Here is a 13,679-nt window from a genome sequence, read left to right as displayed (position 1 = left end):
CGGCGCGGCCTCGGCATGGGGCTTAGGAAGGCGGCTTCCCCATGGTAGAGTAAAAGCCGCGATTTGCCATAACTTCGGGGAGACGGCGAGTGGGGGCGGAACGTTACGACGGCTTGTTTGAACAGATTCGCGAGCTGGTGCTGTGCCACTCGCCCAGCGGCGCGGAGGAGGAAATCGACGCTTTCCTGCTGGCCCGGCTGAAGGCGCTGGGCGTGGAGCACCGCCAGGACGACGCCGGCAACATCGTCGCCCGCATCCCCGGCCGGGATCCCGGCCGCGCCCTGGCCATCACCGCCCACAAGGACGAAATCGGCTGCATCGTCAAACGGGTGAACCCGGACGGCACGGTGGAAGTGCGCAAGCTGGGCGGCTCCTTCCCCTGGGTGTACGGCGAGGGCGTGGTGGATTTGCTGGGCGATACGGCCACGGTCAGCGGCGTGCTCAGCTTCGGCTCGCGCCACGTGTCCCACGAATCGCCGCAAAAGGTGCACGAGGAACAGCTGCCGCTGAAGTGGGAAAACGCCTGGGTGGAAACCAAGCGGAGCGCCGAGGCGCTCGCTTCCGCGGGGATACGGCCCGGCACCCGCATGGTGGTGGGCAAGCACCGCAAGCAACCTTTCAGGATGGGCGACTACATCGCCAGCTACGCCCTGGACGACAAAGCCGTGGCGGCGGTGTTGCTGACGTTGGCGGAGGAGTTGCGGGAGCCGGCCTGGGACGTTTACCTGGCGTTCACCGCCAAGGAAGAGGTGGGCGCCATCGGCGCCATGTATTTCAGCGCCCGGCAAAAGCCGGACGCCCTCATCGCCCTGGAAATCAGCCCTAAGTCCCGCGAATACCCCTGCGGCTCGGACCTGGCGCCGGTGCTGGTATCCCAGGACAGCCACGGCCTCTACGACGAAGACCTGAACCGGGAATTGGCGGCGGCGGCCCAGCGGGCGGGCGTGCCCTGCCAGCATACGATACTGAGCCAGTTCGGCAGCGACGCCTCCCTCACCATGAAAAACGGCCACGTGCCGCGCGCCGCCTGCGTCGGCTTCCCCGCCGACAACACCCACGGCTACGAAATCGCCCATTTGGGCGCCATCGACAACTGCCGGCGCTTGTTGCTGGCCTATTGCCGAAACGCTTAGGGAGGGACAGCAAGCCATGAGCGCCCACCACCACGGCCATCAGCACGGACACGCTTGCGGGCACCACGGCGGCGGCAAAAACCGCCACGGCCGCGCCTTCGCCGTCGCCACCGCGCTCAACGTCGGCTTCGTCGCCGTGGAGTTCGGCTACGGCGTCCTCGCCCGCTCCACCGCCTTGATGGCCGACGCCGGCCACAACCTGTCCGACGTGCTCGGCCTGCTGCTGGCCTGGGGCGCCATGCGCCTGTCGCAACGGCGCCCCAAGGGCCGCTACACCTACGGGCTGCGCAGCACCTCGATCCTGGCGGCCCTGACCAACGCCATGCTGTTGATGGGCGCCTGCGGCGCCATCGCCTGGGAGGCGCTGCGCCGCTTCGCCGAACCGCCCGCCGTGGCCGGCCTGACCGTGATGGCGGTGGCCGCCGCCGGCGTCGTCGTCAACGGCGTTTCCGCCTGGCTGCTCATGGCCGGCAGCCGCGGCAACCTCAACATACGCGGCGCGTTCCTGCACATGCTGGCGGACGCGGCGGTGTCCCTGGGCGTGGTGCTGGCCGGCGCCGTCATGTACTACACGAACGATTTTTACTGGCTGGACCCGGCCATCAGCCTGGCCATCGTCGTGATCGTGCTGTTGGGAACCTGGGGCCTGCTGCGCGACGCGCTGCGGCTGGCGCTCAACGCGGTGCCGCCCCATATCGACATGGAAGCGGTGCGCGCTTATTTGGCCGCCCAGCCCGGCGTCACGGAAGTGCACGACCTGCACGTGTGGGGCATGAGCACCACGGAAAGCGCCCTCACCGCCCACTTGGTCATGCCCGCGGGCCACCCCGGCGACGCTTTCATCGACGACGTCGTCGGCGAGCTGAAAGCGCACCACGCCATCCACCATTGCACGCTGCAGATCGAATTGGGACACACCGCCCATTCCTGCTCGCTGCTCTGATCCGGCCGCCCTCGCATTCGTCCCGATAGACTAGACTAGGGGCTTGGGACTTCGACAGACGCAGCAAACACTGGGGATAGCCGACCCGCCGCGACGAACAACCGGAGCAAGGAACCAGCACTATGCCGACTGGATACCATGAGACCGCCTCGCGTTTTATTTCGTTAAGCATCAAAAAAACCTATGCCGTGGTCCTGGCCGGCGGACGCGGCAGCCGCCTGAAGCACCTTACCGACTGGCGCGCCAAGCCGGCCGTGCCGTTCGGCGGCAACCTGCGCATCATCGACTTCCCCCTGGCCAACTGCGTCAATTCCGGCATCCGCCACATCGGCGTTTTCACGCAATACAAAGCCCACAGCCTGATCCGCCACATCCAACGGGGATGGAATTTTCTCGCCGCCAACCTGGAAGAGTTCATCGAAGTCATACCCGCCCAGCAGCGACTGGACGACAACTGGTACCAGGGCACGGCCGACGCGGTATTCCAGAACCTGGACATCATCTACCGCAACGAGCCCCGCTACGTGCTGGTGCTAGGTGGCGACCACGTCTACAAGATGGATTACGAAAAGATGCTGGCGGACCATGTGGCGCGGCAAGCGGAAGTGACCATCGCCTGCCTCGAAGTGCCGCTGGCCGAAGCGGTCGCCTTCGGCGTCATGGGCGTCGACGACGAGCGGCGCGTGGTCGACTTCCACGAAAAGCCGTGCCATCCCCACCCCATCCCCGGCCAGCCGGACAAAGCGCTGGTCAGCATGGGCATCTACCTGTTCGACGCCGACGTGCTGCACGCGGAACTGCATCGCGACGCCCAGGACGCCGACTCCAGCCACGATTTCGGCAAAGACCTGATTCCGCGCCTGGTGACCCGGGGCCGCGCCTACGCCCACCACTTCGCCGACAGTTGCGTCAATATGGTGGACGGCATGCCCTACTGGCGCGACGTCGGCACCCTGGACGCTTATTGGGAGGCCAATATGGACTTGGCCAAAGTCACGCCCGACCTCAATCTCTACGACGACGACTGGCCGATTTGGAGCTACGCCCTGCAACTGCCCGCCGCCAAATTCATCCTCAACGACGACGGCAGGCGCGGCCAGGCGTGGGAATCCCTGGTAGCCGGCGGCTGCATCGTCAGCGGCGCGACGGTATTGCGGTCGGTGCTGTTTTCCAAGGTGCGCATCGACAGCCACAGCTATATCGAGGACTCGGTTATCCTGCCCGAAACCGTGGTGGGCAACCACGTCACCCTGAAACGCGTCGTGGTCGACAAGCGCTGCCGCATTCCCGACGGCTTGACGGTGGGAGTGGACATCGCCGCGGACCGCGAGCGTTTCTACGTGTCGGAGCAAGGCATTACGCTCATCACCCCGAGCATGCTGGACCAGCAGCTGCCGTAAACCAGACGCCGCGGCGATTTGACAAACGCGTCGGCCGCCGCCTAAATTGCGCCCATGCGCCCCTCACCGCTCACCGCCGTCCCGTGCTGAACCCGCGCCGTCATCGCCGCCTGGCCCGCGCCGTCATGCTGTTCGCCAGCCTCCTGTGGCTGCTGTCGGCCGCCTCGCTGGTATGCGGCCGGCCGTTGCTGCACAAAGCCATGGCGATGGACGCCAATTGCGCCATGGCGGATCACGCCATGCCCGACCACGCGCCCGACGACGGCGACTGCGACGACCGCCCCTGCCTGGCGGACAGCCAGCCCTACGACCTGGCGCAGCTCACCAAAAGCGACGCGCCGCAACTGCTGGCCCTGCTGGCCGCGGCCTTCACCCTGATTCTGGCCTGGCCGCCGCGTTTGACGCGCACAAAGCCGCCGGCGCCCCCCGACATCAAGCCCATCCCCCTCTTCCAGCGCTATTGCGTCCTGCGTAATTAGCCGCGGACTGCCTATCGTCCGGCGCTCGCAGCGCCGTTACCGGCGCGCCTTGCGCGCCGCCGAACCGCACGACTTTAGGAGTCCCCCATGTCCCGTTCCGTCCGTTTATCCGGCGGGCCGGCAGCCGCCGTCCTGCTGAGCGCCCTATGGCTGCCGCCGCCGGCCGCCGCCGAACCGCCCGCGCCCCTCGCCCTGGAGGCCGCCGTGGCCGAAGCCGTGGCCGGCAATCCCGGCCTGGCGGAAATGCGCGCCCGCGCCGAAGCCATGGCGGCGGTGCCGTCCCAGGAAGGCTCCCTGCCCGACCCCATCGTCCGCTTCGATGCGCAAAACCTGCCCACCAACAGCGGTTTCAACCTGCGCCGAGAGGACATGACCTACCTGCAGGCCGGCTTCAGCCAGGAACTGCCCTTTCCCGGCAAGTTGGCGCTCAAGGAAAAAGCCGCCGAATATGAAGCGGCCGGCGCCGCCGACAGCGCCGAAGAGGCCCGCCTGCGCCTGGTGCGCGACGTCAAGCAGCTGTGGTGGCAGCTGTTCTACCGAGAGCGCGCCCTGGAAATCGTCGCCGCCACGGAAAAAAAGCTCAACCAACTGGCGGACGCCACCCTGGCCCGCTACCGGGTCGGCGAAGCCATGCAGCAGGACGCCCTGCTGGCGCAACTGGAGCTGTCCAAGCTGCGCGACATGGAGCTGGAACACGCGCGCTTGCACCACGGCGAAATCGCCCGCCTCAACGCCCTGCTCGACCGGCCGGCCGGCCGGCCCTTGCGCCTGCCTCCGCCGGGCGAACCCACCCTGCCGCAAAACGCCGAGCAAAGCGAGCTGCTGGAACTGGCCGAGCGCAACCGCCCCGCCCTGGCGCAATTGCAGAAAGCCCTGGGGGCGGCGCAAAGCCGGCTGGAGCTGGCGGACAAGGGCTACTATCCCGATTTCAACGTCGGCGCCGACTACGCCGCCCGGCAAAACACGCCGGCGGGCCTAACCCGCAGCGACTTCGCCAACTTCCACGTCAGCATGAACCTGCCCATTTACGCCGGCGGCAAGCAAGCCAAAGCCGTGGACCAGCGCCATAGCGAACTCCTGCAGGAGCAATACGCCTTGCAGGACGCCCTGCGCAAAGTTCAGGCGGAAGTGGCGGAGAACTGGGTCGGCTACGGCGGCGCCCGGCAGCAGTTCCAACTGGTCAAAACCACCATCCTGCCCCAGGCCAAGCAAACCGCCGCCGCCATGGCGTCCGCCTACCAAGTGGGCCAGGCGGATTTCGCCAACTTGCTGCGGGCCGAAACCGCCGTGCTGGAATACGAAACGCGCTACTGGCAAGCCTATGTCCAAGCCCAGCAAGCGTGGGCGCGGCTGGCGGCGGCGGTGGGCAAGGAGGGGCTATGAGCGTTAAAACCTTGACGCTGCTGCTGATCGCCCTGGGTATCGGAGCCGTCGCCGGCTACCGGCTCGCGCCCCGGCCGGAACCCGCCGCGACGGGCATAGCGGCGGCGCCGACGCCGCTTTATTACCGTCATCCCATGAATCCCGCCGTCACCTCGCCCGTGCCGATGAAGGATGAAATGGGCATGGATTACACGCCGGTCTACGCGGAGAAGGCAGCGCCGGCCGCCGCCCCCGGCACGGTAAGCCTCGGCCCGGACAAGGTGCAAAAGCTCGGCGTCGCCACCGCCTTGGCCGAATTGCGCGACCTGGCCCGCACGGTGCGCGCCGTCGGCGTGGTGGAAGCGGACGAACGGCGCTTGTACAACGTCGCCCTCAAATTCGACGGCTACATCGAAAAGCTCCACGTCAACGCCACCGGCCAGCGGGTGAAAAAAGGCCAACCCCTGTTCGAACTGTACAGCCCCGAACTGCTGGCCGCCCAACGCGAATACCTCATCGCCCGCAGCGGCCAAAACATGCTGGCGGAAAGCGGCGAGATCGCCCGGGCCGGCATGGAAAACCTGGCCCAGGGCAGCCTGGAGCGCCTGCGCAACTGGGGCATCGCCGCCGGGGACCTGCGCGCGCTGGAACAACGGGGCGCGGCCTTGCGCACCCTCACCGTGCGCTCACCGGCGGACGGCGTGGTCATGGAAAAAGACGCCGTGGCCGGCATGAAAGCGGCGGCGGGCGCAACGCTGTTCCACATCGCCGACCTGTCCAAAATCTGGGTCGTCGCCCAGGTATACGAGCAGGAAATCGGCCTCATCGCCCCCGGCCAAACCGCCGAGGTGAAGCTGGACGCCTATCCCGGCCGGACCTTCCCCGCCAAGGTGGATTTCGTCTATCCGGCCCTGGACGCCGCCACCCGCACGGTGAAAGTGCGGCTGGAACTGGACAACCCGGACGGCTTGCTCAAGCCCATGATGTACGCCCAGGTGGAGCTGGCCGCCCAACCCAGGCCAGCGCTGGCGATCCCGACATCCGCCGTGTTGGACAGCGGCCGGCGCACGGCGGTTTTGCTGGACCAGGGCGACGGGCGCTACGAACCCAGGGAGGTCCGCCTGGGCCTGCGCGGCGACGACGCCGTCGAGGTGCTGGACGGGCTGCAAGCCGGCGACAAGGTGGTGGTCGGCGCCCAGTTCCTGATCGACGCGGAGAGCAATTTGAAGGGGGCCTTCGGCGCTTTCAACGCCGCCGACACGAAGGCGGCGCCGGCATCGCACGCCGACCACAGCGAACACGGAGGCCACTGACATGCTCGGCCGACTCATCGAATGGTCCGCCCGCAACTCATTTTTGGTGCTGCTGGGCACGCTGCTGCTCATCGCCGCCGGCATCCATGCGGTGTTGAAAACGCCGTTGGACGCCCTGCCGGATTTGTCCGACACCCAGGTGATCCTCTACACCGACTATCCGGGCCAGGCGCCGCAGGTGGTGGAGGATCAGGTCACCTACCCGCTCACCACGGCCATGCTCAGCGTGCCCCGTTCCAAGGTGGTGCGGGGCTTTTCCTTCTTCGGCGCGTCCTTCGTCTACGTCATATTCGAGGACGGCACCGACGTCTATTGGGCCCGCTCGCGGGTGCTGGAATACCTCAGTTTCGCCGCCAGCCGCTTGCCTATGGGCGTGGCGCCCAGCCTGGGGCCGGACGCCAGCGGCGTGGGCTGGGTGTTCCAGTACGCCGTGCTGGGGGCGCGGCAAACGCTGGCGGAGCTGCGCAGCATCCAGGACTGGTTCCTGCGCTACCAGCTCAGCAAGGCACATGGAGTCGCGGAAGTCGCCGGCGTCGGCGGCTTCGTCAAGCAATACCAGGTGGTGGCCGACCCGCGCCGCCTGCAAGCCTACGGCATTCCCTTGGCGCGCCTGGGCGAGGCGATCAGCAGCGGCAACCGCGACGTGGGCGGGCGGGTGATCGAGATGGCCGAGACCGAGTACATGGTGCGCGGCAAGGGCTATCTGCGCGGCGTGGAAGACATCGAAAGCCTGCCGCTGAAAGCCGAGAACGGCGTGCCGGTGCTGCTGAAAGACGTGGCGCGGGTGGAACTGGGGCCGGCGGAGCGGCGCGGCATCACCGAGCTCAACGGCGAGGGCGAGGCGGTGTCGGGCATCGCCCTGGCCCGCTACGGCCAGAACGCCTTGACGGTCATCGACAACCTCAAGGCCAAGCTGGCGGAAATCGGCCGCGGCCTACCCCAGGGCGTGAGCATCCAGCCGGTCTACGACCGCTCGCGGCTGATCCTGGCGGCCATCGCCAACCTGCGCGGCAAGCTGCTGGAGGAAAGCCTGGTGGTGGCTACGGTCTGCGCCCTGTTCCTGTTCCACCTGCGCAGCGCCTTGGTGGCAGTGGTGATGTTGCCGGTGGGCATACTGGCGGCTTTCGTCGTCATGCAGGCCATGGGCATCAACGCCAACATCATGAGCTTAGGGGGCGTCGCCATCGCCATCGGCGCCATGGTGGACGCCGCCATCGTCATGATCGAAAACGCCCACAAGCATCTGGAACGGGCCGGGCCGGACGACAACCGGCTGGCCGTGCTCATCGCCGCCGCCAAGGAGGTGGGGCCGGCGCTGTTCTTCAGCTTGGCTGTAATCACCGTGTCCTTCCTGCCGGTGTTCGCCCTGGAAGAGCAGGAAGGCCGGCTGTTCAAGCCGCTGGCCTATACGAAAACTTTCGCCATGGCGGCGGCGGCGCTGCTGTCCGTGACCCTGGTGCCGGTGCTGATGAACCTGTTCATCCGCGGCCGCATCGTGCCGGAAAGCGAAAATCCGCTGAACCGCGTGTTGATCCGCCTCTACCGGCCGCTCATCGGCTGGGTGCTGGGGCGCCGGAAAACCACCCTGGCCCTGGCCGGCCTGGCCCTGGCGGCCTCCGTCTATCCCGCCGCGCGGCTGGGCAGCGAATTCATGCCCACCCTCAACGAGGGCACGCTGCTGTTCATGCCCATCAGCCTGCCGGGGCTGTCGGTGACCAAGGCGGCGGAACTGCTGCAAACCCAGGACCGCATCATCAAGAGCTTCCCCGAGGTGGAGTCGGTGTTCGGCAAGGCCGGCCGCGCCGCCACCGCCACCGATCCGGCGCCGCTGGAAATGTCCGAAACGGTGGTCAACCTCAAGCCCCGGGAGCAATGGCGACCCGGCATGAGTACCGACCGGCTCATCGCCGAAATGGACGCGGCCCTGCAAATCCCCGGCGTCAGCAACGCCTGGACCATGCCCATCAAGAACCGCATCGACATGCTCTCCACCGGTATCCGCACACCGGTGGGCGTCAAGGTGTTCGGCAAGGATCTGGGGGAAATGGAGCGCTTGGCCAAGGCCGTCGAAGCGGCGGTGAAAACCGTGCCCGGCACCGCCAGCGCCTATGCGGAACGGGTCACCGGCGGCTATTACCTCAACATCGAGCCGGACCGATTGCAACTGGCCCGCTACGGCTTAGGCATAGGCGAGTTGCAGGACGTGATAGCCGCCGCCCTGGGCGGCGAGCAAGTGACCACCACGGTGGAAGGCCGCGAGCGCTACGGCGTCATCGTGCGCTATCCGCGCGAACTGCGCGACTCGCCCGATAGGATCGCCAGCCAGGTGCTGGTGCCGCTGCCGGCCGGCGCCATGCTGCCCCTGGGCCAATTGGCGAAGTTGTCCCTGGCGCAAGGCCCCACCGCCATCCGCACGGAAAACGCCCTGCTCTCCGCCTATGTGTTCGTCGACATCCGCGGCCGCGACATCGGCGGCTACGTGGCCGACGCCCAGCGCGCCGTGAGCGAGCAAGTGGCCTTTCCGCCCGGCTATTACGTGACGTGGAGCGGCCAGTTCGAATACCTGCAGCGGGCCGAGGCCAAGCTCAAGCTGGTGGTGCCGGTGACGCTGCTGGTGATCTTCCTGCTGCTTTACCTCAATTTCCGCAACATCGCGGACACCCTCATCGTCATGCTGTCCCTGCCCTTCGCCCTGGTGGGCGGCGTCTGGCTGCTGTGGCTGCTGGACTACAACCTCAGCATCGCTGTGGGGGTGGGCTTCATCGCCCTGGCCGGGGTGGCGGCGGAAACCGGCGTGGTGATGCTGATTTACCTGGAACAGGCCTGGCGCCAGCGCCAGGCGCAAGGCCGGACGACGGCCGCCGATCTGTACGACGCCGTCATGGAAGGCGCGGTGGAGCGGGTGCGGCCGAAAATGATGACGGTGGTGGCGATCATGGCGGGCCTGCTGCCCATCATGTGGGGCGAAGGCACAGGCTCCGAGGTGATGCGCCGCATCGCCGCGCCCATGATCGGCGGCATGGTGTCGTCGTCGCTGCTGACTTTGCTGGTGATTCCGGCGTTGTATGCTTTGATTAAAGGCTACGGCCTACGCAACGACGGACAGGGAGCCGGCGACGCCGGCTTGTCCGACTAACGGGAGCGGCGATCATGCAACAACAGGGCGATTACATCCCGGCGTTTCATTTCCACCGGCTGACGCCCTGGTACGACCGCTTCATGGCGGGCCTGTATCCCGAGGCCCGCATCAAAGGCGCGTTGGTGGCACAGGCCCGCCTCCAGCCCGGCCAAAGGCTGCTGGATATGGGTTGCGGCACGGCCACCCTCACCCTCCTGCTGCAACAAGCCCAGCCCGACGCCGAAGTCCACGGCTTGGACGCGGACGCGAAGATATTGGCCATTGCCCGCGACAAGGCCCTGCGGGCGGAGGCCGGCATCATCCTGGACTTGGGCACGGCCGTCCGCCTGCCTTATCCGGACGGCTCTTTCGACCGGGTCTTCGCCAGCCTCATGCTGCATCACCTGAAGCGGAACGACAAACAGCGGGCGCTAAGGGAGGCGTTTCGCGTCCTCAAACCCGGCGGCGAACTGCACGTGGCCGACTTCGGCCGGCCGCACAACCGCCGCATGGCGCTGATTGCGCTGCTGGTGCGCCGCTTCGAGGAAATCGCCGACGCCGTCGACGGTTTGTTGCCGGCGTTCATGCAAGAAGCCGGCTTTCGGCCGGTGGAGGAAACGGCTTGTTACGGAACGGTGTCCGGCACCCTGCGCTTGTATCGGGCCCGCAAACCGGCGGCGTCCGGGGACGCTCCGCCGTAATCCCTTGCGCCCGCCCGGCAACCTCCCCGCCTAATTTTCCTTACGAATCTCCGGCAACGGCATGCCCAGGAAATAGCCCTGGGCGAAATCGATGCCGATGTCCCGCATGGCGGCCAAGATCTCCGGACCCTCGACAAACTCGCCGATGGTCAGCATGCCCAGGTCGCGGCACAAATGGGTAAGGTGATTGACCAAGGCGTAATCCACCTTGGAATTGATGATGTTGCGCACGAAAGCGCCGTCGATTTTGACGTACTCGAAGTGCAGTTCGCGCAGGTAGTGGAAGGAGTTGTAGCCGCTGCCGAAGTCGTCCAGGGCGAACGCGAAGCCGCTGGCGCGCAGGTTGGTGAGGAAGCGGCGCATATGGGTCATGTCGCTGATGGCGTCCTGCTCGGTGATTTCGAACACCACCTGGCTGGGCGACAGCGCCATTTCCTCGCACAGGCGTTCGGCGAAACTGAGGATGTTGCGCCCCTGGATCTCCTGGGGCGACAGGTTGATAAACACCCGCAGCCCGTCCTGAACGTGCAACTTGCGGCGCATCTCCTCGAAAGTCTTGTGGATCATGCAACGATCCAGGTCGCGCCCCAACCCGTATTTGTTGATGGTGTCGATGAACGCGCCCGCCGCCGTGGTGGTGCCGTCCTTGTTCAAGATGCGCGCCAGCGTCTCGAAGCCGTGGATGCGGCCGGTGGCGGTTTCCAGTATGGGCTGGAAGAAAGGCACGACGCGCTGGTCGCTCAAGGCTTCGCGCAAGGTTTCGGCGAAATTGCGGGTGTCGCGCACCGTGCGCACGTTGTCGCCCAGCCCGTCGAAATTGCACACGCCGTCCTTGCCCAGGCCCTTGGCCCGATACAGCGCGGTGTCCACCCCCGCCATGATGTCGGTGATGGTCTGGGCGTCCCGCGGGTAGGCGATCAGTCCGATGGACACGGTGATGTGGAAATGCTTGCCGTCGGGCGCGTCGAAGCGAATGTTGCGAATGGCGCTACGCAGCTTCTCCCCGACCTGCAACGCGTTTTCCGGCCGGGTTTCGGTGAGGATAAGGGCGAATTCGTCGCCCCCCATGCGCGCCACCACGTCGCCTTTGCGCGTCCCCGCCTTCAATGCTTCGCCGATGGCGCACAACGCCTGGTCGCCCATCAGGTGGCCGTACGAGTCGTTGATGTCCTTGAAATCGTCCAAGTCGCAGAACAACAGGCAGAACTCGTGGCCGTGGCGTTCCGAACGGCCGATTTCGTATTCCAGCATGTCGCTGAAATAACGGCGGTTGTGCAAGCCCGTCAGGGGATCGTGCACCGAGTGGTATTCCAGCTCCGACATGGTGCGCGACAAGGCCTTGCTGGAGCCCACCACCATCACCATCACGGAAAGAATCGAGCGAATGATGGCCGCTTCCTGCGGGCTGTGCGACATGCTGGTGGCGTAGGCCACGCCCAGCATACCGGCCAGCTTGGGCGCGTGCTCCGGCACCGCCACGGTAATCATCTCCACATCGCTGACCTGGGTGCGGCGGCGCCTTTCCATGACCTGGAACTCTTCCACGTCCAGGGCGGCGTCCACCGGCAGCTGCAGCTGATTGAGCATTTCCACGGACAACAATTCCCGCGCCGCGCGCCGCTCGTCCTCGGCGTAGTCGCCCATGTAGTAAACGTACAGCGTCAGCCCGTTCTCTTCGGCGAAGGCGATGAAGAAAAAGTCGAAGGGAAAAATGCTGTGGAAATCACCGAGGATTTCCTGAACGAAATCCTTCCACTGGGAAATGCGCTCGTGGGACAGGATGATGCTTTCCAGCACTTTGCCCTGCCGTTCCAGCAGGTCTTTGCTGACGATCGTGGACGCCAGGTCCTCCACCGTCTGGTTGAAGTACAGCATGGCCTTGCGGATGAAATCGCCGTTCTTGTGCCACTGGCGCTGCCGCTCGTTGGACAAGAGCTCGATGCCTTGCTGCAGCATTTCGCAGCGCACCAGCACCTGCTGGAGAATTTCGCAAACTTCGTCCTGACCCTCCGCCTGGTCCAAGGCCCGCGTCAACTCGCCCACCACGTCGTCGTGCATGTCGTTGATCATGTGGGTGATGTACTGGCCGAAGGCGCGGGTGCGGCTCTGGCTTTCGCTGAGGGCGGCGAAGCGTTCCATCATCGCCAAGCGCAGCTGCTCCAAGTGATCGGGGATCAGCTCGGCGGGCAAGCCGTGGATATCGATGGAAGGCAATATTCCCGCGGGATGGGGAACCATCATGGCGCTGCTTCCAGGGAAAAGCTGCCGGCGGCTTCCATGAGGTCGATGCCGCATTGCAGGTTGGCGAACCATTCGAGGAACTGCTTGACCGCCTTGCCGCGGTAAATCGGACCATGCTGGGGGGCGATGAAATCGATGTCCAGGCGCGAAACCCGCTCGGCCCAAAGCCTGGCGGCCTTGTTGGAGCACATGTAGCGGCGATGGAACCATTCGATGTGCGGCAAATGGCTTTCCAAATCGTCCACGTACTCGTGCTCCTGGTCGTCCGGCAGCATGGCCGCGCCGATATCGCCGGTGAACAACACGCGGGCGATGGGATCGTAGACGTTGATTTGCCCTTCGGAATGCAGGAAGTGAGCCGGCAGCAGCTCCAGACGGAAACCGGGCGCGATGTCCAGGCTCATGCCTTCGTCCGGCACGCCGACAAAGCGCTTGATGCCGGCAATGCCGTAATGGGGAAGAAAACGTACCCAGATGCGCGACACGTAGACCGGCGAGTCCAGCAACTCCAGCCAGGTCGACAGGCCGCCGACGATGTCGGGATCCTGGTGAGAGAGGATCACGGCCTTGATTTGATCCGGCTGCACATAGCGCAGCATCTCCACCAGCACCCTGGGCATCACGCCGAAACCGCCCGGGTCCAACAGGACGCCGCAGCCTTCGTGCGTCACCAGGTATTGATTGGAACGCACGCCTTCCTCTTCTCCGGATTCGGTTTCGTTGAGTAAAACAAACCGGTGTCCGCGGGACTCATGGAGCGTTACATTGCGCATACATTTCACCTCAGCCAGGGCAACTCTAATCTTTGTCTTTCTTGTTGTTTGCGGCCGCGCCGCGACGCTGCGGCCCGTTGCAAAAGGCGTGTTTGCTAGTATGGCAAAGGCTTCTTGCAATAAACAAGCCCCGAACGACAAAAAAGCTTACAAATACTGAGGGTACTCACGCCCCGCCTGAGCCAAACGCCGGTCACGGCCCAGGAAAATAAACCG

Annotated in this window: 10 protein-coding genes; 8 read left to right on the top strand and 2 right to left on the bottom strand. The window is 65.5% G+C overall.

Going from position 1 to position 13,679, the window contains the following annotated elements:
• The first annotated feature begins 89 nt into the window (after positions 1–89).
• From K5607_RS05695 to K5607_RS05660, 8 genes are all read left to right on the top strand, one after another.
• Positions 90–1,133: a M42 family metallopeptidase gene (locus K5607_RS05695; protein ID WP_221048466.1), complete on the top strand. Its 1,044-nt coding sequence runs from the start codon at positions 90–92 to the stop codon at positions 1,131–1,133.
• Between the two features lie 16 nt (positions 1,134–1,149).
• On the top strand, positions 1,150–2,076 hold the full coding sequence (locus tag K5607_RS05690) for a cation diffusion facilitator family transporter (RefSeq protein WP_221048465.1): 927 nt from the start codon (positions 1,150–1,152) through the stop codon (positions 2,074–2,076).
• Between the two features lie 122 nt (positions 2,077–2,198).
• Positions 2,199–3,476: a glucose-1-phosphate adenylyltransferase gene (gene glgC, locus K5607_RS05685; protein WP_221048464.1), complete on the top strand. Its 1,278-nt coding sequence runs from the start codon at positions 2,199–2,201 to the stop codon at positions 3,474–3,476.
• 83 nt (positions 3,477–3,559) lie between these two features.
• On the top strand, positions 3,560–3,955 hold the full coding sequence (locus tag K5607_RS05680; RefSeq protein ID WP_221048463.1) for a hypothetical protein: 396 nt from the start codon (positions 3,560–3,562) through the stop codon (positions 3,953–3,955).
• An 87-nt stretch (positions 3,956–4,042) separates the two neighbouring features.
• The gene (locus K5607_RS05675; RefSeq protein WP_221048462.1) at positions 4,043–5,338 is read left to right on the top strand and encodes a TolC family protein; all 1,296 of its coding nucleotides are present in this window, start codon (positions 4,043–4,045) and stop codon (positions 5,336–5,338) included.
• Positions 5,335–6,630: an efflux RND transporter periplasmic adaptor subunit gene (locus K5607_RS05670; protein WP_221048461.1), complete on the top strand. Its 1,296-nt coding sequence runs from the start codon at positions 5,335–5,337 to the stop codon at positions 6,628–6,630. The genes K5607_RS05675 and K5607_RS05670 overlap by 4 nt, the downstream gene beginning before the upstream one ends.
• Position 6,631: 1 nt before the next feature.
• Complete coding sequence (locus K5607_RS05665) at positions 6,632–9,766, top strand: efflux RND transporter permease subunit (RefSeq protein ID WP_054773346.1); 3,135 nt, start codon at positions 6,632–6,634, stop codon at positions 9,764–9,766.
• 14 nt (positions 9,767–9,780) lie between these two features.
• Complete coding sequence (locus tag K5607_RS05660) at positions 9,781–10,449, top strand: class I SAM-dependent methyltransferase (protein ID WP_221048460.1); 669 nt, start codon at positions 9,781–9,783, stop codon at positions 10,447–10,449.
• A 30-nt stretch (positions 10,450–10,479) separates the two neighbouring features.
• Here K5607_RS05660 and K5607_RS05655 read toward each other — a convergent pair whose 3' ends face one another.
• Both K5607_RS05655 and K5607_RS05650 read right to left on the bottom strand, forming a co-directional pair.
• The gene (locus K5607_RS05655; protein WP_246598960.1) at positions 10,480–12,690 is read right to left on the bottom strand and encodes a putative bifunctional diguanylate cyclase/phosphodiesterase; all 2,211 of its coding nucleotides are present in this window, start codon (positions 12,688–12,690) and stop codon (positions 10,480–10,482) included.
• On the bottom strand, positions 12,687–13,463 hold the full coding sequence (locus tag K5607_RS05650; RefSeq protein WP_054773345.1) for an oxygen-binding di-iron domain-containing protein: 777 nt from the start codon (positions 13,461–13,463) through the stop codon (positions 12,687–12,689). Before K5607_RS05650 ends, K5607_RS05655 begins: the two co-directional genes overlap by 4 nt.
• Positions 13,464–13,679: the final 216 nt, after the last annotated feature.

This window comes from Methylogaea oryzae, assembly GCF_019669985.1.
In the GTDB taxonomy this organism is placed as follows: Bacteria; Pseudomonadota; Gammaproteobacteria; order Methylococcales; family Methylococcaceae; genus Methylogaea; species Methylogaea oryzae.
This window is presented reverse-complemented; position numbering and strand designations above follow the sequence as displayed.

Excerpts from the sequence above, each read along its gene's own strand:
- K5607_RS05670 (WP_221048461.1), top strand. The coding sequence starts at position 5,335 with ATGAGCGTTAAAACCTTGACGCTGCTGCTGATCGCCCTGGGTATCGGA.
- K5607_RS05690 (WP_221048465.1), top strand. The coding sequence starts at position 1,150 with ATGAGCGCCCACCACCACGGCCATCAGCACGGACACGCTTGCGGGCAC.
- glgC (WP_221048464.1), top strand. The coding sequence starts at position 2,199 with ATGCCGACTGGATACCATGAGACCGCCTCGCGTTTTATTTCGTTAAGC.
- K5607_RS05675 (WP_221048462.1), top strand. The coding sequence starts at position 4,043 with ATGTCCCGTTCCGTCCGTTTATCCGGCGGGCCGGCAGCCGCCGTCCTG.
- K5607_RS05650 (WP_054773345.1), bottom strand. The coding sequence starts at position 13,463 with ATGCGCAATGTAACGCTCCATGAGTCCCGCGGACACCGGTTTGTTTTA.
- K5607_RS05660 (WP_221048460.1), top strand. The coding sequence starts at position 9,781 with ATGCAACAACAGGGCGATTACATCCCGGCGTTTCATTTCCACCGGCTG.
- K5607_RS05665 (WP_054773346.1), top strand. The coding sequence starts at position 6,632 with ATGCTCGGCCGACTCATCGAATGGTCCGCCCGCAACTCATTTTTGGTG.
- K5607_RS05655 (WP_246598960.1), bottom strand. The coding sequence starts at position 12,690 with ATGATGGTTCCCCATCCCGCGGGAATATTGCCTTCCATCGATATCCAC.